Here is a 24,423-nt window from a genome sequence, read left to right on the forward strand (position 1 = left end):
GAATGGCTTCAGTTTAAGAACCTCCGGCCTATAATAAAAAACGCTTAATGGGGGAAATTCCCCCCAAATATCAAACGGAGAGAGACGTGGCGGCGCTAATTTATTCATTTGCCCAGCTTGAGGCGTTTACCGCCGTGGCCGAGCAGGGCAGCCTGAGCCAGGCGGGGGTTAAGCTCGGGAAAGATCGCACGACGCTGCGCGATCTAATTGATTTTCTTGAGGACGGGCTGGGCTACGCGCTGTTTCTGCGGGAAGGGCGCACGCTGCGCTTAACGCCCGAGGGGGAGCAGCTTCAGCGTCAGGCCCATCTGCTGATGCGCCAGGTGCGTGCGTTTGAAGCCTTTGCCAGAGAGGTGCCCTCCAGCGCGACGCAGGAGGTTGCCCTCGTTTACGATCCCTTTACCCCGCGGGCGTTTTTACAGACGCTGATTGCCGACATGGCCAGGCGCAGCGTTCGCCTGAGTTTGACCTGCGCCTCACGCGACGAGGCGGAGCGCGCGCTTGCGCAAGGCAGTGCGGATTTAGGCATCTGCCAGGCGCGCAACCGCAGCGTAGGCAACGAAATGGAGTGGCGGGCGCTGGGAGCTATTGATATGGATTTCTATGCCTCAGAAGCCCTTTTTGCCGCCGCGACGGAGCCGCTTTCGCTGCTCGACCTGTCGCTTGTTCCGCAGGTCATCATGCACGACGCCTCCGACGAGCCGGTTGCCAGGCGGCTGCAAATCTCCGGGCACACGGTGTTCACCAACGAGCTTGAGATGCTGCGCGGGCTGCTGGAGCAGGGATGCGGCTGGGGGTTTTTGCCGACGCACCTTAATGCCGCGCGCTGGCAAAAGGTTAAAAGGCTCAATACCGAAGTGGGCAGCCAGGGGATTAGCCAGACGATGGTGACCATCTGGAAGCCGGGGAGTGACAAGCGGGAAATGATGAATGACGTCCTGTCTCTGCTGCCGGAAATGTGGCGGAACAGCATGTTATAGGCCGGGTAGGCGTAGCGCCACCCGGCTTAACACTCAGCGCTGTGAACACCCGTTACACTGCTTGTTCTGGATCTGCTGGAAGAAGTCGTTACCTTTGTCATCGACGAGGATAAACGCCGGGAAGTTCTCTACTTCGATTTTCCAGATAGCCTCCATGCCCAACTCAGGATACGCCACGCACTCCAGGCTCTTAATGCTGTTTTGCGCCAGCACCGCCGCCGGGCCGCCGATGCTGCCGAGGTAGAAACCGCCGTGCTTGTGGCAGGCGTCCGTTACCTGCTGGCTGCGGTTGCCTTTCGCCAGCATGATCATACTGGCACCGTGCGACTGCAGCAGATCGACGTACGAATCCATGCGGCCTGCGGTGGTTGGGCCAAGCGAGCCGGACGCGTAGCCTTCCGGCGTTTTTGCCGGACCCGCGTAGTAAATCGGGTGATCTTTGACGTACTGCGGCAGCTCTTCACCGTTGTCGAGCAGCTCTTTCAGCTTCGCGTGGGCGATGTCGCGCGCCACGATGATGGTGCCGCTCAGCGACAGGCGGGTTGACACCGGATGGGCGGAGAGCTGCGCCAGGATCTCAGGCATCGGCTTGTCGAGATTGATACTCACCACGTCGCCTTCGCCCTGCTGGCGCAGCGACTCGGGAATATACTGGCCCGGATTGTGCTCCAGCTTCTCGATCCAGATGCCGTCGCGGTTGATTTTCGCCTTGATGTTGCGGTCCGCCGAGCAGGAGACGCCCATGCCGATTGGGCAGGACGCGCCGTGGCGCGGCAGGCGGATCACGCGGATGTCGTGGGCAAAGTATTTGCCGCCGAACTGCGCGCCGAGGCCCAGATTTTGCGCTTCGGTCAGCAGCTCTTGCTCAAGCTGCACGTCGCGGAACGCCTGACCGTGCTCGTTGCCCTCGGTGGGCAGCGCGTCGTAGTAGCGGGTTGAGGCCAGCTTCACGGTTTTCAGCGTGGCCTCAGCGGACGTACCGCCAATCACGAACGCGATGTGGTACGGCGGGCAGGCCGCGGTGCCGAGCGTGCGCATCTTCTCGACCAGGTAGTTTTTCAGCTTCGCAGGGGTAATCAGCGCCTTGGTTTCCTGGTACAGGTAGGTTTTGTTGGCGGAGCCGCCGCCTTTTGCCATGCACAGGAATTTGTACTCGTCGCCGTCCACGCTGTAGAGGTCGATCTGCGCCGGCAGGTTGGTGCCGGTGTTGACCTCTTTATACATATCCAGCGCCGCGTTCTGGGAGTAGCGCAGGTTGTCTTCGATATAGGTGTTGTACACGCCCTGGCTCAGCGCCGCCTCGTCACCGCCGCCGGTCCAGACGCGCTGGCCTTTTTTGCCCATGATGATCGCCGTGCCGGTATCCTGACAGGTCGGCAGCACGCCTTTTGCCGCAATTTCCGAGTTGCGCAGGAACTGCAGGGCAACGTATTTGTCGTTCTCGCTGGCGTCCGGGTCGTTAAGGATGGCGCCAACCTGCCGCTGGTGGGAAGGGCGCAGCATGAACGCAGCGTCGTGGAAGGCCTGCTGGGCCAGCAGGGTGAGCGCTTCTGGCTCAACCTTCAGCACCTCCTGACCGTCAAATTCAGCAACGGAGACGTGCTCGTTGGTCAGCAGGTAGTATTCGGTGTCGTCGTGAGACAGCGGGAAGGGGTTCTGGTAGACAAAGGGTTTGTTTGACATAGCTCTTCACTCCATAAAAATAAAACCGCCGGAGGTTGCCCACCGACGGTTATGAATCAGAACATCATGGACATCCACGGATAGCCAATCAGCAGCAGGGCCGCCAGGAAGATGGCACCGAAGATAGTGCCCAGGCGCCAGTAGTCTTTCGTTGGCAGGTAGCCGCTGCCGTAGTAAATCGGGCTTGGGCCGGTGCCGTACGGGGTGATAATCCCCATGATGCCGAGCGAGGTCACCATCAGCAGGACGAACACTTCCATGTTCATGCCCGGAATGGTGGAGGCGATGGTCAGCATCGCAGGCAGCAGCGCGGTGGTATGCGCGGTGGTGCTGGCAAACAGGTAGTGCAGCAGGTAGAACGCCAGCAGCAGGACGATGGTCGCCACGCCCGGAGAGATACCGCTCATCAGCTGGCCGCCTTCTTTACCCAGCCAGCCGATAAAGCCGGTAGAGGAGAGGCCGTCCGCCAGCGCAACCAGGGTGGCGAACCACACGAAGGTGTTCCAGGCGGCCTTGTTGCCGGTGATGTCGTTCCACTCCAGCACGCCGGTCCACAGCATCAGGCCGACAATCAGCAGGGCGGCCATCGCCGGTTCAATCCACGCGGCAGCGAAGATCCACATCAGCAGGGCGCAGCAGACGAATACCAGCAGCAGGATTTCATTGCGGGACAGCTTGCCCAGTTTTTCCAGCTCGCGGGTCGCCCACAGCGGCACTTCGTTGTTCACCTTCACTTCAGGCGGGTAGAACCAGTAGGCCAGCAGCGGCATGGTCAGAATCAGCAGCACGCCCAGCGGCAGGAAGGCGATGAACCAGGTGCCCCAGGAGATGTTAATCCCGACGATGCTTTTCACCAGCGCCAGCGCCAGCAGGTTAGGCGCAAGCGCCGAGAGGAACATGGAGCTGGTGATACAGGCGGCGGTAATGGCGACCCACATCAGATAAGAACCCATGCGGCGCGCGCTCGGATCGTTAGGTTTTGAGCCGTACAGCGGCGGCAGGTTAGCGATGATCGGGTAGATGGTCCCGCCGCTGCGCGCGGTGTTGGACGGGGTGAACGGCGCGAGCAGCAGGTCCGCGAAGGTGATCGCATAGCCGAGCGTCAGGCTGCGGCGGCCGAGGTATTTCACCAGAATCAGCGCCAGGCGGCGGCCGAAGCGGGTTTTGTCATAGCCCGCGGCGAACATGAACGCGCCGAAAATCAGCCACACGGTCGAGTTACCGAAGCCGCTTACGGCCCACTTAAAGGAGGCGCCCGCCAGCTTAAACTTCGGGTCAGCCAGCTGTTCCGGGCTAAACAGCACCCACTGGCTGAACAGCGCAATCGCCACCACGCCGGTCAGGCCAATCACCGCGCCCGGCAGCGGTTCGAAGATCAGGCCGACGATCACGCCGACGAAGATCGCGAAGTAGTGCCATGCATAAGGAGGCAGCCCGTCCGGCACCGGCACAAACAGCAGCAGCACGGCGACGACAATCGGCAGCGCCATCATCATCAGACGTTTTGATTTACCGTCTGGTGCTTTACTCGCCGCAGGAGGCGTTACAGCAGTTTTTGTATTCATAGTGTCACGTCTTAAGTTGTTAAGAATTTTGTGCTGAAAAATGCTGGCTCGCTTTTTTTAGTTTCTTTTCTTTCTTTAGTTATTAAAGCGGGTTTGTACATTTTCCATAAATACGGATTAACGCTTTTTTGTCGGCGTTAAATTAAAAAAAGATGATGTTTATATATTGCGCCTTTAGATGCCATTACTATTGATCGCGATCAAAAAAAGAGAATTGAGGCGCTATTTTTCATCGCCCGTAAATAACCCTACAGAGCTATGTGGTTAATTATGTATTGAGTAAACTGCGTGTATCTTTCTGGTAACATCTGGAAAATCCATTATCGTTCATATCGTTGTTTTATATAGGTATTTGTTCTTTTGTGAAATGAGGGCGCCGTTAGCGACTGGTTAACATTGTTTAAATTGTTGTGAATTAACTTATTTATATGACTAACACCAATGTGTTATTAATGTTATCGAAGGGATTAAATAGTTTATTAACTAACGTAATTCATTTAGTAACTAAAGAAAGCGTTATATTAGTAGCATGACATCAGCATAAAAATATCGAACTAAAAAGAGCCTGATAACGAATTCTTAATTTTTAAAGTTTGGAGTTTTTAATATGAACGCGAACGAACGCATGTTAAGCCCATTTACCTTACCTAATGGCACCGAGCTGAAAAATCGTTTGTTGATGGCACCGATGACCACCTGCACCGGCTACTATGACGGTACGGTCACCGGCGAGCTGGTGGAGTACTATCGCGAACGCGCGGGCGCCATCGGCACCATTATCGTCGAGTGCTGCTTCGTCGACGATCTCGGCCTGGCCTTCCCGGGCGCGATCGGTATCGACAGCGACGAGAAAATCGCGGGTCTGGCGAAAATCGCCGAGGCGATCAAATCTAAAGGTTCCAAAGCGCTGCTGCAGATCTACCACGGCGGCCGCATGGTTGATCCGAAACTGATCGGTGGCCGTACCCCGGTTGGCCCAAGCGCCGTTGCCGCGCCGCGCGACGGTGCCGCGACTCCGGTTGCCCTGACCGGCGAAGAAGTGGAAGCCATGATTGGCAAGTTTGGCGAGGCGGTTCGTCGTGCGATCCAGGCCGGTTTTGACGGCGTGGAAATCCACGGGGCAAACACCTATCTGATCCAGCAGTTCTACTCGCCGAACTCCAACCAGCGCGATGACGCGTGGGGCGGCAGCCGCGACAACCGCGCCAAATTCCCGCTGGCGGTGCTGGATATCACCCATAAAATGGTGCGCCAGTACGCGGACGATGCGTTCATTATCGGCTACCGCTTCTCACCGGAAGAGATGGAAGTCCCGGGCATTCGCTTTGACGACACCATGTACCTGCTGGAAAAACTGGCGGCGCGCGGCGTGGACTATCTGCACTTCTCCGTTGGCGCAACCCTGCGTCCTTCCATTGTCGATACCCAGGACCCTACGCCGCTTATCGAAAAATACTGCGCGATGCGCTCCGACACGCTGGCGCAGGTGCCGGTAATGGGCGTGGGCGGCGTGGTGAACGCCGCTGACGTCAATGAGGCGCTCGATCGCGGCTACGATCTGATTGCCGTGGGCCGCGCGACCATCGCCTACCCGGACTGGACCGACCGCATCGCCGCGGGCGAAACGCTGGAGCTGTTTATGGACAGCACCCGCCGCGAGGCGCTGAGCATTCCTGAGCCGCTGTGGCGCTTCTCGCTGGTTGAAGCGATGATCCGCGACATGAGCATGGGCGAATCCAAATTCAAACCGGGCCTGTTCGTTGAGAAGGTTCAGGATGACGCCAATGAGCTGATTGTGAACGTCAGCCTCGAAACCGACCGTATCGCCGATATCGAGCTGGCGTCCGGCCCGTCCGATGACGTTGAGTTCGTTACCAGCTTTGAAGAGATCCGCTCGCGCATTCTTGACGCCAACACCCCGCACGTGGATGCCATCACCGGCGCGACCAGCCAGAGCGAAGCGGTGAAAAAAGCGGTGTCGAAAGCGATGCTGAAATCCAGCAAGGCGCTGGCGGCGGAAGAGGGTGCCGATCCGAACGAAACCAAATGCGTTGACGTTGTGGTGGTCGGCAGCGGCGGTGCCGGTCTGGCGGCGGCGATTCAGGCGCACGACGAAGGCGCAAGCGTGCTGATCGTCGAAAAAATGCCGACCATCGGCGGGAACACCATTAAAGCCTCCGCCGGGATGAACGCGGCGGAAACCCGCTTCCAGCGCGTGAAGGGCATTCAGGACAGCAAAGAGCTGTTCTATCAGGAATCGCTGAAGGGCGGCGGAAACAAAAACAACCCGGAACTGCTGCGCCGCTTTGTCGAAAACGCGCCGCAGGCCATCGAGTGGCTGGCGACCCGCGGCATTATGCTTAACGACATCACCACCACCGGCGGGATGAGCATCGACCGCACCCACCGTCCAAAAGACGGCTCCGCGGTGGGCGGGTATCTGATCAGCGGCCTGGTGCGTAACGTCAACAAACGCAATATCGAGGTGATGCTGGATACTTCCGTCAGCGACATTGTTTTTGAAAACGGCGAAGTTACCGGCGTGCGTCTGACCACCGAAGAGAACGAAACGCTGACCGTGGCGACCAAAAGCGTCATCGTGGCGACCGGCGGCTTCAGCGCCAACAGCCAGATGGTGGTGAAATACCGCCCGGATCTGGAAGGGTTTGTCACCACCAACCACAAAGGGGCGACCGGCGGCGGCATCGCGCTGCTGGAGCGCATCGGGGCGGGCACCGTGGACATGGGCGAAATTCAGATCCACCCAACCGTTGAGCAGAAAACCTCATACCTGATTTCCGAATCCATCCGCGGCGGCGGGGCGATTCTGGTCAATCAGAAAGGGGAACGCTTCTACAACGAAATGTCGACCCGCGATAAAGTCTCCGCGCAAATTATCGCCCTGCCGGAAAAATACGCCTACATCGTCTTTGACGAGCACGTTCGCGCTAAAAACAAGGCGGCGGACGAGTATATCGCCAAAGGGTTTGTCACCAGCGCCAGCTCGCCGAAGGCGCTCGCGGAGGCGCTCGGCATGGATCACCACGCCTTCCTCGCCACGCTGGAGCGCTACAACGGCTTCGTAGAGAAACAGCACGACGATGATTTTGGCCGCACCACCGCGCTGCGCGCGCCAATCAACGAAGGGCCGTTCTACGCCATTCAGATTGCGCCGGGCGTGCACCACACCATGGGCGGCGTGACCATCAACACCAACACCTGCGTGCTGGACGCGCATCACAACGTTCTGCCAGGCGCCTACGCTGCCGGTGAGGTCGTTGGCGGCATCCACGGCGGCAACCGCATCGGCGGCAACGCGGTGGCAGATATCATTATCTTTGGTACCCTTGCAGGACATCAGGCGGCGATGCGTTCGCAAAGACGCTAAGGCTCCTGGGTTGTAGGCCGGATAAGCGCTGCGCTATCCGGCCAGTTCCCCGTCAGGCGCGGTGCCTGCCGGGGCAGCATCTAAGGAAACCGCCATGTCTGACAACCACGTCTACAGCTACTCCGCCGTCCTGATGGGCTCGCCCATTCTCCTCAAGCTTTTTTCCCACGACGAGGCGCTTGCCTCCCGCGTATTTCGCCTTATCAAACGCTATGAAGACCTGCTTACGGTGAACCGCGCGCACTCGCAGGTGATGGACATTAACCACGCCGCCGGAAAGCACGCCGTGGCGGTCAGCCGTCCGGTATTCGAGCTGATACGCTGCGCCAAAGCGGCGAGCGTGGTAAAGGACAGCGCGTTTAACCTGGCCATCGGCCCGCTGGTGAAGCGCTGGAAGATCGGCTTTCAGGGCGACAGCGTGCCGCCCGCCGATGAGATTGCGGCGCTGCTAAACATCACGCGCCCTGAAGACGTGCTTCTGGACGAGGCCAGCAGCAGCGTGCTCCTCGCCAAAGCGGGCATGGAGATTGACCTGGGTGCGATTGCAAAAGGCTATATCGCCGACAGGGTGCGGGACTACCTGCGTAATGAAGGCGCTGAGCTTGGCCTGATTAACCTCGGCGGAAACGTTCAGACGCTGGGCTCGCCGGACGGCGGCTGGAGCATCGGGCTGAAAAAGCCGTTTGCCGGCGACGCGCTGATCGGCACCCTGACGGTAGAAAACCGCTCGGTCGTCACCTCTGGGACCTACGAGCGCTACTTCGAGCAGAACGGCAGGCGCTATCACCACATTCTTGACCCGCGCACCGGCTATCCGCTGGACAACGAGCTGGACAGCGTCACCCTCATTTCGAAAGATTCCATCGACGGCGATATCTGGACCACGCTGATGTTCGGCATGGGCGTGGAGAAGGGCTGCGCCGCGCTGCGCGCCCGGCCCGACATCGAGGCTATCTTTGTGACAAAAACAAAAGAAGTGGTGCTCTCTTCAGAACACCACTTCCGCTTTACCCTGCTGGACGACGGCTACCGGGTTACTGGCAGTACTGCTTGAGCAGGCCGGTCTGCTCCGGCTGGAGCCGATAGCGGTAGACCGGACGCCCGGTCGCGCCGTAGTGGATGCTGGTGAAGAGGATGTTAATCTGCGCCAGCCAGATCAGATACTTGCGGCAGGAGACGCGCGAAATAGTGACCGCGTTTGCGAGATCGTCGGTGGAAAACTCGCTCTCCGGATGGGCGTCAATCCACTGGCAGATGGTGCGCAGGGTTTGCGGAGTCAATCCTTTCGGCAGCTTTTTGCTGTCGGCCAGCTCCGGCGCGCCGCCGTGCAGCAGCCTGTCCACGTCGGCCTGCTCGTAATACTGGTGCGAGCCCATCAGATTGCGCTTGGCCTTCCAGCCGTTGAGCGCCTCTTCAAAGCGCGGAAACTGGAACGGCTTGATCAGATAATCCACCACGCCGTAGTGCATGGAGGTCTGGATCGTGGCGGCATCCGAGGCGCTTGAAATCATAATCACGTCAATCGGGCGGCCCGACGCCCGAATCACAGGCAGCAGGTCCAGGCCGTTGTCCTGCTGCATATAGACGTCCAGCAGCACCAGATCGACGGGCTGGCCCGGATCGTTAACGATGGCTTTCGCCTGGCCAAGCGTGGAGGCGACGCCGCAGCAGCTAAATCCCTCAACGCGGTTAACATACAGACGGTTGAGGTCGGCTACCATGGCGTCATCATCGACAATTAACACATTTATCACGCGATATTCCTCTCGCTATCCCAGGGGATGTGAACAAAAAATTGGGTAAATACGCCAGGCTCAGACTCGACGGTAATGTCTCCGCCAAGGTTCTGGATCTGCTGGCGCGCCAGGAACAGCCCAACGCCGCGGTTTTCACCCTTCGTTGAGAAGCCCCGGATAAAGACGTCGTCCAGATGCTCGGGATCGATGCCCGGACCGTCGTCGCTGACTTCACAGCTGAGCCAGCCGTTTTGATAGTGCAAAAGCAGGGTTATCTCGCCCTCGGGCTGATCGGCCATGGCGTCGAGGGCGTTTTCAATCAGGTTCCCCAGCGCCGTGACCAGCACGGCGACCTGCTCCTCGTTGGCCGTATCGGGGATGTGGCACTCGTCGGCCAGCGTCAGGGTAATGCCCGCCTCCTTAGCCCGGTTGATTTTCCCCAGCAGGAAGCCCGCAATCACCGGCGATTTAATCTTGCGCTGAACCGTGCCGATGTCCGTCTGGTAGTTTTGCGCCGTCTGAAGAATGTACTCTTCCAGCTTGTCGTAGCGCTTGATGTTCAGCAGGCCCAGGATCACGTGCAGCTTGTTCATAAACTCGTGCGTATGCGCGCGCAGGGCGTCGACATAGTTCACCATGCCGTCCAGACGCTGCATCAGCTGGCTAATCTCCGTTTTGTCGCGGAAGGTGCTGATCGCGCCAATTACCCGATTCTGACTTTTAACGGGCACCATATTGCAGAGTAGCAGACGCCCGTTGCAGCCGATCTCATGATCCTTACGCGCCACGCCGGTTTGTGACACCTCGCGCAGGCTGGCGAGCAGCGCGGCGTGCGGCGGTTTGCCGCTGCTGTCCGCATGTTGGCCCGACGGCAGAAGCAGAATTTCGCGCGCGGCGTGGTTGATCATCGTGACGCGCCCCTGAATATCCACCGCAACGACGCCCTCGCGCAGCGACTGCAGCATCGCCTGGCGCTGCTCGAAAAGCGCGGAGATTTCGTACGGCTCCAGGCCGAACAGAATACGCTTAAGGATGCGCACCAGGCCCCAGATCGCCAGCGAGCTCATCAGAATGCTGAACAGAATGGTCCACACGGCGTTCAGCCGCCCGCGGGTAATTTGCTCTTCGACCTTTTTCAGCGAAATGCCCACCACCACCACGCCAATCTGGTCGTGCTGGTCGTCGTAGACGGGGGTAAACACGCGCAGCGCCTCGTCGAGGACGCCTCGGTTAACGGAGACGTTCTCTTTCCCTTCCAGCGCGGGCGGCAGGTCGTCGCCGATAAAATGCAGCCCCAGCAGCGCCTCGTTAGGGTGCGAATAGCGAATACCGCGCATGTCGGTGACGACGGCAAACAGCAGGCCGTTGCGCTTTGTGACGGCCTGCGCGATGGGCTGGATGATATCCGCCTGCGGCGGCTGCATCAGCCCGCGCTTGATCTCCGGGCTGTCGGCCAGCGTGCGGGCAATGCCGAGGGCCGTGTCCTTGACGTCATCCCGCGTGGCGTGGGTGATTTGCACGGAATAGAGCGCAAACACCAGCAGCAGCACGGAGCCGATTATGGCGCAGACCATCAGCGTGACCAGGGTGTACAGTTTCATGGGGCGCCTGCGCGTCTCAGGGAAGGGCTGCAAATCGCTCATTACCGCTCCGCGGTGAAAAATAAAGGGGGTAATTATTACCGATGACGAGCATTTCTTAAAGCCGCGTAAATCTTGCCGTTGCGCCGCTTTTTCGTGAGCCCCCTCGCAGGTCATCCATATAAAACACTTTATAGTGTGTGGGAACTCATAATAAGGAGGCTGTTTATGAGCACTATGCTTACCGGTTTGGTCAAGGAAAGACGGCACGCCAGCACGATGAATATCGACAGATTGTCCACGCTGGACATGCTGAACGTTATCCACCAGGACGATGCCCTTATCTCTGAATCTATCACCCCGTTTTTACACACCATTGCCCGCGTGGTCGATAACGCGGCGGCAACGCTCGGCCACGGCGGCCGCCTGGTGCTGGTGGGGGCGGGCGCTTCCGGGCGGATAGCCCAGCAGGCGGCAGACGAATTTGCGCCGGGCAAACATCCCGTTATCGCCCTTTGCGCGGGCGACGATGCCGGAAGCTACGAGCGCGGCGTGGAATGCCTGCAGGCAATGGCGTTCGGCGAGCATGACATGATGCTGGCGCTGACCGTCGATGGGAAAACGCCGTGGGTCTGGGGGGCGATGCGCCACGCGTGGTCATTGGGTTGCCCTGTCGCCATTATTACCGCTGACGGGCAAAGCGAAGCCGCGCAGCTGGCAAGCATGGTGATTGCGCCCGCGCTGGGGGCGGAAGTCGTGGCAGGCTATAACCAGCCGAAAGCGGGGATCGCCCAGAAAATGGTCATGCATTTGATCGTCACCGGGCTGGCCGTGCGCACCGGTCGGGTCTACAGCAACCTGCGCGTCGACCTGGACGCGAGTAGCACCAAATGGCAGGAGCGGCAGATCGCCATCGTGATGGAAGCGGGAGGCTGTACGCGCGCGGTGGCAAAAGCGGCGCTGGAAGGCTGCAACCATAACTGCAAAACGGCGGTGCTGATGGTGATGACCGGGCTGGACGCGTGGAAAGCGCACGAGCTTCTGGCGCAGAATAACGGGTTTATCCGCGTGGCGCTGCAGGAAGCGCCGTAATACGATCTGAAGAGAAAAAAAAGGCCGCATTCGCGGCCTTTGGTGTTTCTAGTGCTTAGAACTGGTAGGTCATGCCAACGCCAACGATATCGTCGGTAGAGATACCGTAGTCCGCATACAGATCGTCATTTGAATCCAGCATGTTGATTTTGTAATCAACATAGGTGGAGAAGTTCTTGTTGAAGGTGTAGGTCAGGCCCAGGTCGATGTAGTTAACCAGATCCTGGCTGTAGCCCTGGCCGTCCAGGTCTTTACCTTTTGAGTAAACCCATGCCAGGGAAGGACGCAGGCCGAAGTCGAACTGGTACTGTGCAACCGCTTCGAAGTTCTGGGTCTTGTTCGCGATGCCGATATCACCAAATGGCGTCATGTTGCGGGTTTCAGCATACATCATTGCCAGATAGACGTTGTTAGCATCGTATTTCGCGCCAACGGTCCATGCTTCTGCTTTTTCGCCGCCAGCTGCGCCGATGGTTTCAAAGCCTTTACCGTATGCAACCTGTGCGTTAGTACGATCGGAAGAAGAGTAGGCCGCGCCCAGGGTCAGGCCGGACAGATCGCCCGCGAAGTCGTAGGAGGTGGACATGCCGTAGCCGTCACCGTTCTGGAAGCGAACGTTGTCGTGACCGTTTTTGGTGCCTTCCTGATCTTCGTTAGCGTTAGCGCCTTCGTTCGCGCCCTGGTACTGCAGCGCGAAGTTCAGGCCGTCAACCAGGCCGAAGAAATCGGTGTTGCGGTAGGTTGCCAGACCGTTCGCACGGCCAGTCATGAAGTTGTCGGTCCAGGTGTAAGAGTCACCGCCGAACACTGGCAGCATATCGGTCCACGCTTCAACGTCATACACCACGCCGTAGTTACGGCCGTAGTCAAATGAACCGTAGTCAGCAAACTTCAGGCCAGCGAAGGCCAGACGGTTGAAGGAGTTGCGGCCTTCAGATTCGGTGTTGTTTGCGTAGGTTTTGAATTCCCACTGGCCGTAACCGGTCAGATCGTTAGTGATCTGGCTTTCGCCTTTGAAACCAACCTGAACGTAGGTTTCATCGCCATCGTCGCCCGGGTTGTCGGAGAAGGTGTGACGGGCATCAACTTTACCGTACAGATCGACCTTGTTGCCGTTCTTGCTGTAGATCTCTGCCGCATTTGCTGCGCCAGCCATTAATAAAGCGGGTACTAAAATCGCCAATACTTTTCTGTTCATTATATATTCCCTTAAACTATAATAGATTTGAATATATGTAATCACTCTCCGTGACTACGTGACGGATACTATTCCAGGAGCCGCACTTTTAGTTCAAAAATAAATGTAATAAAATTATAATAAGTATTTCAAAATGTGTTTATTGATATCATTATTTTTCTTGCTTATAAATACATGCCTTTTATTTGGTTTATCTATATGTATTTATTGCAATTTTAAATGTTTTAAAATGAAGTGATTCGTTTGGTGATTGTATTTGGATGAGTGATTTGGAATTGATTTTGATATTTCAGAATGGTTTTTGTTGCCAGGTTTAGGGAATGTCTTAATTGTTTAAGGATGTCCTGAGTAATAATTCAGATTTCAAAGGGGGAAGGCGATTTATATTTTCGCTTTAAAGGTGAGTTTATCCCAGTGCCAGACCCGATGAATATTGTTATCGTACCTCTTTTACCTGATGGACATGACGATGAAACTTGCGCAGTGGCAACACCGCTTTGAAGGCTGGCTTGAGCAAAACCATGCGACGGACGACAGCGCGCACGATATCTCCCACTTCCGACGCGTCTGGATGACGGCGCAGAAGCTCATGGGCGACCAGGCGGTCGATCCGCTGGTGATCCTCACCGCCAGCTACTTTCATGACGTCGTGAGCCTGCCTAAAAATCATCCGCAGCGCGGCCAGTCTTCGCGGCTGGCGGCGCGGAAAACGCGAGACGTGCTGAGGCGTGATTTTGCGGATTTTCCCGCAGAGGCCATCGCCGCCGTGGAGCATGCCATCGAGGCGCACAGCTTTAGCGCGGGCATCGCGCCCGCCACCCTTGAAGCGAAAATTGTGCAGGATGCCGACCGGCTGGAAGCGCTCGGGGCTATCGGCCTTGCGCGCGTTTTTGCCGTGTCGGGCGCGCTGGGCGTGCCGCTGTTTGATGCCCTCGACCCCTTCGCCGACGCGCGGGAATTGAATGACGCCGCATACGCCCTCGATCATTTCCAGACCAAGCTGCTGCGCCTGCCCGAGACGATGCAGACCCCTGCCGGACGCGAGCTGGCGCAGCACAATGCCGATTTTCTTATTCACTTTATGGCAAAACTCAGCGCAGAATTGCAGGGGGATTGCCTGGGCGTTGATAGCCGGGTGCTGAGCCGCTTTCGCCACAGTTTGATATCCTGAACTGTGTTACTCTGTTTTCAGTCTATATTGTGCGGTTGAGAGAATGCAGGAATTACAATCAGTGATGGAACCCGCGTCCGGGCGGGTGGTGAAATCAACGGCAACGGTGCAGGCATTGCTGAGCCAGCTGCTGGATATCTACGATGCAAAAACCCTGGCAAACCAGCTCGCGGCGCACGGCGAGAGCCACTGGAGCCCGGCCATTCTCAAAAGACTGCTCACCAGCGACCGCGCGGGGCACCGCCTGAGCGAAGGCGAGTTTCGCTACCTGCAGAACCTGCTTCCGCGCCCGCCTGCCGCGCATCCGCACTACGCCTTCCGCTTTATCGATCTCTTCGCCGGCATCGGCGGCATTCGCCACGGGTTTGAGGCCATCGGCGGGCAGTGCGTTTTTACCAGCGAGTGGAACAAGCACGCGGTGCGCACCTATAAAGCCAACTGGTATTGCGATCCGCATGAGCACCGCTTCAACGCCGATATCCGCGACGTGACCCTGAGCCATAAAAGCGGCGTCAGCGATGAAGAGGCCGCGGAGCATATCCGCAAGGCGATTCCGGCGCACGACGTTCTGCTGGCGGGCTTCCCCTGCCAGCCGTTTTCGCTGGCGGGCGTATCAAAGAAAAACGCGCTCGGCCGCGCCCACGGCTTTGCCTGCGACACGCAGGGCACGCTGTTTTTTGACGTTGTGCGCATCATCGACGCGCGTCGCCCGCCCATTTTCGTGCTGGAGAACGTGAAGAACCTGAAAAGCCACGACGGCGGCAAAACCTTCCGCATCATCATGCAAACGCTGGACGAGCTGGGCTACGACGTGGCCGACTCGGAGCACATGGGCGCCGACGATCCGAAAATCATCGACGGCAAGCATTTCCTGCCGCAGCACCGGGAGCGCATCGTGCTGGCGGGGTTCCGCCGCGATCTGAACCTGAAGGGCGATTTCACCCTGCGCGACATTCCGGCGCTGTATCCGGCGTGCCGCCCGACGGTGGCCGATCTGCTGGAGCCTGCCGTAGACGCGAAATTTATTCTTACCCCGGTGCTGTGGAAGTACCTCTACCGCTATGCCAAAAAGCATCAGGCGAAGGGGAACGGCTTTGGCTTCGGGATGGTGAATCCGACCGATCCGCACAGCGTCACGCGCACGCTGTCGGCGCGGTACTATAAGGACGGGGCGGAAATCCTCATCGACCGGGGGTGGAATAAGGCGCTCGGCGAGCAGGATTTTGACGATCCGCAAAACCAGCTTCACCGCCCGCGTCGCCTTACGCCGCGCGAGTGCGCGCGCCTGATGGGGTTCGAAACGCCGCAGGGCTACAGCTTCCGCATTCCGGTGTCGGACACCCAGGCCTACCGCCAGTTCGGTAACTCCGTCGTGGTGCCCGCGTTCGCCGCGGTGGCTAAGCTGCTGGCCTCGCGGATTGCGCAGGCCGTGGCGCTGCGCGCGGGCGAGGCCGTCAATGACGGACGTGCATAGTAAAGCCACGCGCAGTAAAAACATGCGTGCCATCGGCACGCGTGACACCGCGATTGAAAAGCGCCTGGCGGGCCTGCTGGCACACGCCGGGTTTACGTATAGCGTGCAGGACGCGGCGCTCGCCGGGCGTCCGGATTTCGTGGTTGATGACTATCAGTGCATCATTTTCACCCACGGCTGCTTCTGGCATCACCACGACTGCTACCTGTTCAAAGTCCCCGCGACCCGCACCGATTTCTGGCTGGAGAAGATTGGCAAGAACGTGGCGCGCGACGCCCGCGATACCGCCGCGCTGATCGCGCAGGGCTGGCGGGTGCTGGTGGTCTGGGAGTGCGCGCTGCGGGGAAGGCTAAAGCTGACGGATGCGGCGCTGGCGGAGCGGCTGGAAGAGTGGATCTGCGGCGGCGGTCAGGCCGCGCAGATCGACACACAGGGCATTCACCCGGTTACGGTTTCTCCGCCTCACAGGGCGTCACCACCGGCTTAGCGGGCAGCAGGTATTTGCCCAGCGTCACCAGCACCACCGCAAACACAATCACCCCCAGCGCCAGCCACTCAATGGTGGAGAGCGTTTCGCCGGCAAAACCGGTTCCCAACAGCACGGCGACCACCGGGTTAACGTAGGCATAGCTGGTGGCGACGGCAGGGGAGACGTTGCGGATCAGGAACATATAGGCGTTGATGGCGATCACCGAGCCAAACAGCGCCAGATAGCCCACGGCGAGGAAGCCAGAAAGCGGCGGCATCGCCGTCAGCTTCTCGCCGGTCAGCAGCGAGGCGATAAGCAGCACGATGCCTGCCGCCAGCATCTCAATCGCTCCGGCCATCATCCCGGTCGGCAGCGTAATGCGCGAGCCGTACACCGACCCAAACGCCCAACTCATCGAGCCAATCAGAATAATCACCGCGCCCCATGGGTTGCCGCTCAGGTTGCCGCCGCTGTTCAGCATCACGATCCCGGCAAGCCCGATAGCAATGCCCAGCCACTCCAGCTTGCGGGTGCGAATGCCAAACAGGCGGCTAAAGCAGAGCGTGAACAGCGGCACGGTCGCCACCACCACTGCCGCAATGCCGGACGGCACGTTGCGGTGCTCCGCAATGGTCACAAACCCGTTGCCCACAGCCAGCAGCAGCAGGCCAATCAGGGCGGCGTTAAGCATCGGGCGAAGCGGCGGGAGCCTGTGGCCGCGAAGCAGCAGAAAGGCCAGCAGCAGGATCCCGGCGGAAAGAAAACGCACGCCGGCCATCAGCAGCGGCGGCCAGCTTTCCACACCGATACGAATAACGAAATAGGTGGAACCCCAGATGATATACAGCGAAAAAAGCGCCCCAATGAGCGGTAATAAGTGCCGGAAACGCATAATCCCTCACGACGGAATAAAAAGGTCGCTCATAGTAAACGCCAAAACTATCGGGCTGGCGAGTGCTTTAATTGTGTTTGTAACGTGAATTTTATGTTGACTTAATGTGCCTGTTTCCGGGTTTCGGGTTTTGCTCCATACTGTTCATGTCATTACTAAAACAAGAAGGATAGGATTTTGGCAGGAAGTAGCTTATTAACATTACTGGACGATATTGCCACTTTGCTGGACGATATTTCCGTCATGGGAAAACTGGCCGCGAAGAAAACGGCCGGCGTGCTGGGCGATGATTTATCCCTTAACGCCCAGCAGGTGAGCGGCGTTCGGGCAAACCGCGAGCTGCCCGTCGTCTGGGCCGTGGCGAAGGGGTCGTTCCTCAATAAGGTGATCCTCGTGCCGCTGGCGCTGCTGATCAGCGCCTTTATCCCCTGGGCCATTACGCCGCTGCTGATGATTGGCGGCGCGTTTTTGTGTTACGAAGGGGTCGAGAAGGTGGTGCATACGCTGGCCTCGCGCAAGGAGAGCGACACGCCTGAAGTGCGGCAGCAGCGCCTGGAGTCGCTTGCCGCGCAGGATCCCAAAACCTTCGAGCGCGACAAGGTAAAAGGCGCCATTCGCACCGATTTTATTCTCTCGGCGGAAATCGTGGCGATCACCCTCGGAATCGTCTCCGAGTCACCGCTGCTCAACCAGGTGCTGATCCTGGCGGGCATCGCGATTCTGGTGACGATCGGCGTGTACGGCCTGGTGGGGGTTATCGTCAAGCTGGACGATATGGGCTACTGGCTGGAGAAGAAAAAAAGCGCCGTGGTGCGTGGCGTCGGCAAAGGGCTGCTGGTGATGGCGCCGTGGCTGATGAAAAGTCTGTCGGTCGTCGGGACCTTAGCGATGTTCCTCGTGGGCGGCGGCATTGTGGTACACGGCATTGCGCCGCTTCACCATGCGATTGAGCATTTTGCCTCCTCTCAGGGCGCGGTTGTGGCCTCGATTCTGCCGACGCTGCTGAACCTGGTACTGGGCTTTATTATCGGCAGCATCGTGGTTGCCGCCGTTAAGCTGGTAGAAAAAGCGCGCGGATCGTCGCATTAATTGTTACTTTATGCAGTATGCAAAAAGGCCGTTCCTCGTCTAAATTGATAACGTTTCACCCTGATACAGGAGGCAGGTATGGTCTTTTTGGTCAGTGATGAAGTTAAGCCTAAGAGCGGCGGCCCGAGCATGATCGTAACCGGTTATTCCAGCGGAATGGTGGAATGCCGTTGGCACGATGGATATGGCATCAAACGGGAGGCTTTTCGTGAAGATGAGCTTCAGCCGGGAGACGGGCGGCAAAAGCACGATATGGCGTAATCACGCGACGCCCGGCCCTGCCGGGCGTTTTTACTGCTGGCTATCGAACTGCCGGGTTTCGCGCGTCTGGGGTACGTGCGGAGGATGTAAAGTGGCAATCAGGGAGTGTGTGTGCAGCGCGATACCGACGATTTAAAGCGATTTATTCTGCAATGGCTGCGCAAGCGCAGCAATCCCGGTCTGATTGTTAATCTCTGTTTTCTGGTGGTGCTGGTCTTTTCGACCCTCCTGACCTGGCGTGAGGTGGTGGTGCTTGAAGGCGCATATATCTCAAGCCAGCGCAATCACCTGGAAACGGTCGCCAGCTCGCTGGATCGCCAGCTGCAGTTCAGCGTCGATAAGCTGCTTTTCTTTCGAAAGAGCATGGGCGAAGCGCTCCATACGCCGCTGGCCTTTGCCGTGCTGCAGGATGCCGTTTCGCGCTTTAACGTCGTGCGTACGCACACCTCCTGGCAGCTGGCCGTTGATAAGAATCGCACGCTGCCGATCAACGGCGTGTCCGACGCCTTTGTGGAAAAAACCACGCTTCTCAACCGCGATGACGATCGGCTCGATCGTGAAATCTCCGCCGCGCTGGAGGTAGGGTATTTGCTGCGCCTGGCCTCGTCGAACGGCAAAAAGGAAGCGCGCGGCATGTACGTCTCCCGCGCCGGCTTTTGGCTCGCCACGGATACGACCGCGAAGAATGTCGACGCGGTGTCGCGCTATTACCAGTTTGTCACTCAGCCCTGGTTTACCCGCCAGTCCGAGCGCGAAAACCGCGCTCGCGGCGTGCGCTGGTTTTTTTCCTCTTCTTCACACGGTGCCGGAACGATAACCGCTAGCGTGCCGGTCTACCTGGATCACTACTGGTACGGCGTCATCGCCATGGACTTCACGAAAGAGACCATCCGGCGTCTTCTGGCGGACGCGGTGGACGACCGCACGGAAGGGGAATACCAGCTTTACGACACCCGGCTGTCGCTCATCGCCTCCTCAGAGGCGTCGGCCAGCAGCATCAATCAGTTTGACGCCGATGAGCTGGCCCAGATTGCCCATGCGATCGAAAGCGACACCAAAGGCGGGGTGCGCTTAGGCAGCCGCTTCGTAAGCTGGGAGCGGCTGGATCACTTTGACGGGGTTATGCTGCGCGTCCATACGCTGGACGAGGGCGTGCGCGGGGATTTCGGCAGCATCAGCATCGTGCTGGCGCTGCTGTGGGCCTTGTTCACCGCAATGCTGCTGATCTCCTGGCTGGTCATTCGCCGGATGGTCAGCAATATGTATACGCTGCAGCACTCGCTGCAGTGGCAGGCCTGGCACGACCCGCTCACGCGCCTGCACAACCGCGGCGCGCTGTTCGAACAGGCCATAGCGCTGGGAGAACAATGCCAGCAGCAGTCGCGGCCGTTCTCCGTTATCCAGATCGATCTCGACCACTTCAAGTGCATCAACGACCGCTTTGGTCATCAGGCGGGCGATAAGGTGCTGTCCCACGCCGCGGGCATCATCGCCAGCGGGCTGCGCGATAACGACGTGGCCGGGCGCGTCGGGGGAGAGGAGTTCTGCGTCGTTCTGCCGGGCATAGCGCTGCCGGAAGCGGCGGCGATCGCCGAGCGGATACGCTTGCGCATCGACGCAAAAGAGATCCTCGTGAAGAAGAGTACCACCATCCGCATCAGCGCATCGTTCGGCGTGAGCTGCGCGCACGAGAAGGGGAACTATAGCTTCGAGCAGCTCCAGTCGATCGCTGACGACAGGCTCTATCAGGCCAAGCAGCGCGGGCGCAACCGCGTGGTATGGCGCGATGAGGGTAAAGCATAAGGAGTGTTGATGCATGACGCGAAGCGTCTTAGGAATATTCTTAAAAAATTGCCGTTAAGGCAGCAATAATGACTGCGAACTCTTCTGAGACCCGCATTCGGCGCGCACTTCTCTTTTTTAAGAAATTACCTGGCGAAAAGTTATACATTCATCAACAGAATATATGCTTGTCAGCCACAGGGGTTGAGGATACTGTGGCTGCTGCATCAGATTTCCTGGTGTAACGAATTTTCAAGTGCTTCTTGCATAAGCAAGTTTCATCCCGGTCATCCCCATGGCCGGGATTTTTTTCGCCTCAGCGATTGGTCTCAGAGACGCTGAAATCGTGAATGTCGAGCTCGAAGGCTTCGGCCAGCTCGCGATAGGTGTGATAGTCCCTCCCGTTCACAATGACCCTGTCGGAGTCGTCGTTCGTACGCCGCACTTCGGACTCGCTGATCTCATTGATCGCGGCAAGCAGGGCATCGACGTCCACTTCAACCTCGCGTTTGATGGTGTCGCTGTACTCTTTATCGGTCTTCATTGCAGTTACCTCCGTTAAGCGTGTCCTACACAGTATAGACCGCGCAGAAAAACGCCATTCGCGCCGGGAGAACGGTGTCAGATAATCCGTTTTGTTCTACACTGGCTCAAAACCACAGGAGGAATCTATGAAGGTCAACGATCGGGTCACTGTCAAAACGGACGGCGGGCCGCGCCGCCCAGGCGTCGTGCTGGCGATTGAAGAGTTTAGTGAAGGCACCATGTACCTGGTATCGCTGGAAGATTACCCTCTCGGCATCTGGTTCTTTAACGAGCTGGGTCATCCGGACGGCATCTTTGTCGAAATGGCCGAATAGCGCGATGTCGGGTGCACGCCCGACTCCGAACGACAAATAGCAAAAATCTCTGGCCAGGCCAGAGATAGAAGGTAGGGAACAGCAGGTAAAAAGCCGATCAGCGCATATTAACGAATATCCCATTCGTCACATTATCGGTCAGGCGCACTACATGATATATGACTTGCTTATTATGGGTTTTAATTTTCCTTTTAATATTTCCTTTGTGCGATGAAACGGTCTTGGCTTTGATATTCATCTGATCGGAAATCTGAATAGTACCTTGTCCGGCCATCCACATACGCAACATGCTTGATTCAGTTCTACTTAATGACAGGGTGGGCAAGTTAACCACCCCAACTTTTTTTACTTCTTTATTCAAATAATCACCCAGGATGTCGTCCAGTGACTCCGGCTTTATCGATTTTGAGCTGATCAATAAATTTTTCCTGACCAGCAAATATTCGTCAAAGTGAATATTGGCTATCGCCATAAAAACAATAAACATTGTCTTCGGATGCTGATTAATGATTAGCTTAATTTTCTGACTGTTGGCTGGGTCGTGTATGAAACAGTCCTCATTAATAAACACCACGCCTGGCGTAAACTCCTCACAAGCGGCTGCAAGTTCGTCAACGGTGTGTGCATCGTTGATTTCTCTCTTTCGTACCCCTCTGCTTGCCAAATACCCTGTTAGCCCTAACCGGGTGTAGCTGCATAAATCCATAATGATCGTTGACATGGCATACCCTCACTCAATGCGTAACGATAATTCACCATCTGCCTGAGAGCTCATAAACAGCCATACGGGATGGAAAAACGTAATAAACCTGTGAGCATGACAAAGACTTTCAGGCGGCACTCACTATCCCGTAAAGTTACGTATAATTTGCCAGGAATCTTCTTAAAGTAAAGTAAATATTAAGTATTGTGAAGTGGTTAGAAACATTTAAACCGCACCAGTTATATCCTGGTAGATGTTTTCCATGATTTATTTTAGGAATATCCTCAGAAAGACATTGCGGAGAGTGCGGTTTATTATTTGCGTGGTAATTCGCTGACTATATCCGCTAAGAGGTTGAATATCTCGCTGAATAAATGTTCGCAGAAGGGGGCGATAAGTGGCATCAGGAATGACAGTAATAAAAGTCCGACCATCAGGGTAATCGGAAAACCGATGACAAATACCGAAAGCTGCGGCGCCATTCTGTTCAGCAGCCCTAATGAGAGGTTTACGGTCAACAGCAGGGTGATGATCGGCAGCGCCAGCATCAGCCCGTTGAGGAAAATCAGGCCCGCCGCGCGCACCAGCGCCAGAAACGCGTTGCTGTTTACCGGGTTTTCGCCAATTGGCAGGGTGTGGAACGTATCGACCAGCAGGGAGATCAGCCACAAATGGCCGTTGAACGACAGAAACAGCAGCATCGCCAGCATATCGATAATGCGGGCGATAACGGGCATGTTGAGGTGGCTTCCCGGATCAACGAAGGTCGCAAACGACAGCCCCATCTGCAGGCCAATCAGCTCCCCGGCGGTACGAACGGCGGCAAAGGCTAGCTGCATCGTGAACCCCACGGCCACGCCGATCATCACCTGCTGCAGCGCAACCCATACCGCGTTGGCGGAAAAAATAGGAATATTCACCGGCGGCAGCGACGGGGCAATGATGACGGTGATAACGATCCCGAGGCCCAGCTTGACGCGCTTGGGAATGGCCTTCTCGCTCAGAATGGGGGCCGTTGAAATAAGCGCCAGCACGCGCAGCATCGGCCAGAAGTACAGGCCGAGCCACTGCATCCATTGATCGCTGGTGAAGTGCAGCATCGTGATATCAGCCGATGATGTACGGCAGGTTGGTGAACAGGTTGCGCATGTAGTCCAGCAGCAGGTTGAGCATCCACGGCCCGGCGACGACGATCGCCACAAAGACGGCGATAATTTTCGGGATAAACGACAGCGTCATTTCGTTAATCTGCGTGGCGGCCTGCAGGATACTGATAATCAGGCCGGTGACCAGCGCAACGAGAAGCAGCGGGGCGGCAACGGCAATCGCGACCTTCATCGCTTCCGTGCCCATCATCATGACCGATTCCGGCGTCATTTCGCGCTCCTCAGCTGTAGAAACTTTGCGCCAGCGAACTCACCAGCAGCTGCCAGCCGTCAACCAGCACGAACAGCATGATCTTAAAGGGCAGGGCGATGGTGGCCGGGGGCACCATCATCATCCCCAGCGCCATCAGGACGCTGGCAATCACCAGGTCGATAATCAGGAACGGAATGAAAATGGTAAAGCCGATCTGGAACGCCGTTTTCAGCTCGCTGGTGACGTAGGCGGGCAGCAGGATGCGCATCGGCACGGCTTCCGGCCCCTGAATTTCGCCCGTGTTCGCCAGGCGCGCAAACAGGGCCAGATCCGCCTCGCGCGTCTGGCGGAGCATAAACTCGCGCAGCGGCTGCGCGCCCTTGTCCAGCGCCTCCTGCATCGAGATCTTGTCCTCGCTGAACGGCTGGTAGGCGTCGGTATAAATCTTATCGATGACCGGGGACATAATAAAAAAGGTCAGAAACAGGGCGAGGCCGAGCAGCACCTGGTTCGGCGGGGCCGACGGCGTGCCGAGCGCGTTTCGCAGCAGGCCAAACACGATGATGATGCGGGTAAAGCTGGTCATCATCAGCAAAATGGCCGGAATAAAGGTCAGCGAGGTAATGAAAACCAGCGTCTGAACGGGCAGCGACCAGCTCTGGCCGCCTCCGGCGAGCGGCGTGGAGACCAGGCCCGGCAGCTGTGCATAGACGGCGGGAGCAAACAGGCCAACGCCCGCAAGCGAAAGGGACAACAAACGGCGCATCACGATCTCCCGGAACGCTTAAGCAAACTCTTCATGACGGACTGAAAATCCGCCGGGTTTTCCGCTACCGCATCCTGTGCGGCGGGAGCCGGCGGCAGCGTGTGCAGCAGGTTAACGTTCGAGGCGGTCACGCCCAGCACCAGGCGCGCGTCTTCCACGTCAACGATGACCACGCGCTCGCGCGGCCCCAGCGAGGCGCTGGCGCTGACCTTCAGGCCGCGCGCGGCGACGGTTTTACCCGCCAGGCCAAAGCGCTTCGCCAGCCACGCGGCGATGAGGATAAAGGCAATAATACCGAACAGCGCGCCGCTCACCTGGAGCAGCGGCGAGCCCGGAACGGCGGAGGGCTGCGATACGCTTGCCTGGGTTTTCATG

The 24,423-nt window shown here is 57.7% G+C and carries 23 protein-coding genes; 11 read left to right on the plus strand and 12 right to left on the minus strand.

All coding sequences use genetic code 11. The features are described 5' to 3' along the window. Positions 1–47: 47 nt before the first annotated feature. A complete protein-coding gene (locus AB8804_RS00485) occupies positions 48–980 on the plus strand; it encodes a LysR family transcriptional regulator (protein ID WP_371181929.1) in 933 nt (310 codons plus the stop codon). A gap of 33 nt (positions 981–1,013) precedes the next feature. Here the strand turns inward: AB8804_RS00485 and fumA are convergent, their stop codons facing one another. Together fumA and AB8804_RS00495 are read right to left on the minus strand one after the other, a co-directional pair. Then, positions 1,014–2,663 (minus strand): class I fumarate hydratase FumA, encoded by a 1,650-nt coding sequence (fumA, locus tag AB8804_RS00490; protein WP_371181931.1) that lies wholly within the window; start codon positions 2,661–2,663, stop codon positions 1,014–1,016. A 56-nt stretch (positions 2,664–2,719) separates the two neighbouring features. Continuing rightward, positions 2,720–4,228: an anion permease gene (locus AB8804_RS00495; protein WP_371181933.1), complete on the minus strand. Its 1,509-nt coding sequence runs from the start codon at positions 4,226–4,228 to the stop codon at positions 2,720–2,722. Positions 4,229–4,835: 607 nt separating this feature from the next. On the opposite strand from AB8804_RS00495, the gene AB8804_RS00500 reads away from it, so the two are divergent. Together AB8804_RS00500 and AB8804_RS00505 are read left to right on the plus strand one after the other, a co-directional pair. Then, positions 4,836–7,616 carry a flavocytochrome c gene (locus AB8804_RS00500; protein WP_371181935.1) on the plus strand — a complete coding sequence of 927 codons (2,781 nt, stop codon included), beginning with the start codon at positions 4,836–4,838 and terminating at the stop codon, positions 7,614–7,616. Positions 7,617–7,710: 94 nt separating this feature from the next. Continuing rightward, positions 7,711–8,670 (plus strand): FAD:protein FMN transferase, encoded by a 960-nt coding sequence (locus AB8804_RS00505; protein WP_371181937.1) that lies wholly within the window; start codon positions 7,711–7,713, stop codon positions 8,668–8,670. On the opposite strand, the gene dcuR is transcribed toward AB8804_RS00505, so the two are convergent. Next, complete coding sequence (dcuR, locus tag AB8804_RS00510) at positions 8,651–9,370, minus strand: two-component system response regulator DcuR (RefSeq protein ID WP_371181939.1); 720 nt, start codon at positions 9,368–9,370, stop codon at positions 8,651–8,653. The genes AB8804_RS00505 and dcuR overlap by 20 nt on opposite strands. Further along, the gene (locus AB8804_RS00515) at positions 9,367–10,995 is read right to left on the minus strand and encodes a sensor histidine kinase (protein WP_371181941.1); all 1,629 of its coding nucleotides are present in this window, start codon (positions 10,993–10,995) and stop codon (positions 9,367–9,369) included. The genes dcuR and AB8804_RS00515 overlap by 4 nt, the downstream gene beginning before the upstream one ends. Before the next feature lie 165 nt (positions 10,996–11,160). Here AB8804_RS00515 and AB8804_RS00520 point away from each other — a divergent pair, with 165 nt between their 5' ends. Then, positions 11,161–12,024, plus strand: coding sequence for an N-acetylmuramic acid 6-phosphate etherase (locus tag AB8804_RS00520; RefSeq protein ID WP_371181943.1), 864 nt, complete (start codon positions 11,161–11,163; stop codon positions 12,022–12,024). 55 nt (positions 12,025–12,079) lie between these two features. Here AB8804_RS00520 and ompC read toward each other — a convergent pair whose 3' ends face one another. Then, positions 12,080–13,222, minus strand: coding sequence for a porin OmpC (gene ompC / locus AB8804_RS00525; RefSeq protein WP_371181945.1), 1,143 nt, complete (start codon positions 13,220–13,222; stop codon positions 12,080–12,082). Positions 13,223–13,691: 469 nt separating this feature from the next. Between ompC and AB8804_RS00530 the strand changes: the two genes are divergently transcribed. From AB8804_RS00530 to AB8804_RS00540, 3 genes are read left to right on the plus strand one after another with little or no spacing between them, the layout of a single operon-like run. After that, positions 13,692–14,393 carry a phosphohydrolase gene (locus tag AB8804_RS00530; protein ID WP_371181947.1) on the plus strand — a complete coding sequence of 234 codons (702 nt, stop codon included), beginning with the start codon at positions 13,692–13,694 and terminating at the stop codon, positions 14,391–14,393. Between the two features lie 43 nt (positions 14,394–14,436). Then, complete coding sequence (locus tag AB8804_RS00535) at positions 14,437–15,867, plus strand: DNA cytosine methyltransferase (RefSeq protein ID WP_371181949.1); 1,431 nt, start codon at positions 14,437–14,439, stop codon at positions 15,865–15,867. Next, positions 15,851–16,354: a very short patch repair endonuclease gene (locus AB8804_RS00540; RefSeq protein ID WP_371181951.1), complete on the plus strand. Its 504-nt coding sequence runs from the start codon at positions 15,851–15,853 to the stop codon at positions 16,352–16,354. Before AB8804_RS00535 ends, AB8804_RS00540 begins: the two co-directional genes overlap by 17 nt. On the opposite strand, the gene yedA is transcribed toward AB8804_RS00540, so the two are convergent. After that, positions 16,314–17,228, minus strand: coding sequence for a drug/metabolite exporter YedA (yedA, locus tag AB8804_RS00545; RefSeq protein ID WP_371181953.1), 915 nt, complete (start codon positions 17,226–17,228; stop codon positions 16,314–16,316). The genes AB8804_RS00540 and yedA overlap by 41 nt on opposite strands. A gap of 177 nt (positions 17,229–17,405) precedes the next feature. Here yedA and AB8804_RS00550 point away from each other — a divergent pair, with 177 nt between their 5' ends. The 3 genes from AB8804_RS00550 (at position 17,406) to dgcQ (ending at position 20,381) form a co-directional block, all read left to right on the plus strand. Next, positions 17,406–18,317 carry a DUF808 domain-containing protein gene (locus AB8804_RS00550; RefSeq protein ID WP_371181955.1) on the plus strand — a complete coding sequence of 304 codons (912 nt, stop codon included), beginning with the start codon at positions 17,406–17,408 and terminating at the stop codon, positions 18,315–18,317. A 78-nt stretch (positions 18,318–18,395) separates the two neighbouring features. Then, the gene (locus AB8804_RS00555; RefSeq protein ID WP_371181957.1) at positions 18,396–18,578 is read left to right on the plus strand and encodes a YodC family protein; all 183 of its coding nucleotides are present in this window, start codon (positions 18,396–18,398) and stop codon (positions 18,576–18,578) included. 111 nt (positions 18,579–18,689) lie between these two features. Then, positions 18,690–20,381: a cellulose biosynthesis regulator diguanylate cyclase DgcQ gene (dgcQ, locus tag AB8804_RS00560; RefSeq protein ID WP_371181959.1), complete on the plus strand. Its 1,692-nt coding sequence runs from the start codon at positions 18,690–18,692 to the stop codon at positions 20,379–20,381. A 295-nt stretch (positions 20,382–20,676) separates the two neighbouring features. Here dgcQ and yodD read toward each other — a convergent pair whose 3' ends face one another. After that, positions 20,677–20,904, minus strand: coding sequence for a YodD family peroxide/acid resistance protein (gene yodD, locus AB8804_RS00565; RefSeq protein WP_371181961.1), 228 nt, complete (start codon positions 20,902–20,904; stop codon positions 20,677–20,679). A 127-nt stretch (positions 20,905–21,031) separates the two neighbouring features. Here yodD and dsrB point away from each other — a divergent pair, with 127 nt between their 5' ends. Further along, positions 21,032–21,220, plus strand: coding sequence for a protein DsrB (gene dsrB, locus AB8804_RS00570; RefSeq protein WP_371181964.1), 189 nt, complete (start codon positions 21,032–21,034; stop codon positions 21,218–21,220). A 97-nt stretch (positions 21,221–21,317) separates the two neighbouring features. Here the strand turns inward: dsrB and rcsA are convergent, their stop codons facing one another. The 5 genes from rcsA to fliO form a co-directional block, all read right to left on the minus strand. Further along, a complete protein-coding gene (gene rcsA, locus AB8804_RS00575; protein WP_371181967.1) occupies positions 21,318–21,941 on the minus strand; it encodes a transcriptional regulator RcsA in 624 nt (207 codons plus the stop codon). A 296-nt stretch (positions 21,942–22,237) separates the two neighbouring features. Beyond that, positions 22,238–23,023 (minus strand): flagellar biosynthetic protein FliR, encoded by a 786-nt coding sequence (fliR, locus tag AB8804_RS00580; RefSeq protein WP_371181968.1) that lies wholly within the window; start codon positions 23,021–23,023, stop codon positions 22,238–22,240. Positions 23,024–23,030: 7 nt separating this feature from the next. After that, positions 23,031–23,300, minus strand: a complete 270-nt coding sequence (gene fliQ / locus AB8804_RS00585) for a flagellar biosynthesis protein FliQ (protein WP_112010588.1) — start codon at positions 23,298–23,300, stop codon at positions 23,031–23,033. A 10-nt stretch (positions 23,301–23,310) separates the two neighbouring features. Beyond that, positions 23,311–24,048, minus strand: a complete 738-nt coding sequence (gene fliP, locus AB8804_RS00590; RefSeq protein WP_112010589.1) for a flagellar type III secretion system pore protein FliP — start codon at positions 24,046–24,048, stop codon at positions 23,311–23,313. After that, positions 24,048–24,422 (minus strand): flagellar biosynthetic protein FliO, encoded by a 375-nt coding sequence (gene fliO / locus AB8804_RS00595; protein ID WP_371181969.1) that lies wholly within the window; start codon positions 24,420–24,422, stop codon positions 24,048–24,050. The genes fliP and fliO overlap by 1 nt, the downstream gene beginning before the upstream one ends. Between the last annotated feature and the right edge of the window lies 1 nt (position 24,423).

The sequence above is a fragment of the Enterobacter sp. KBR-315C3_2022 genome, from assembly GCF_041399425.1.
Lineage (GTDB): Bacteria > Pseudomonadota > Gammaproteobacteria > Enterobacterales > Enterobacteriaceae > Enterobacter.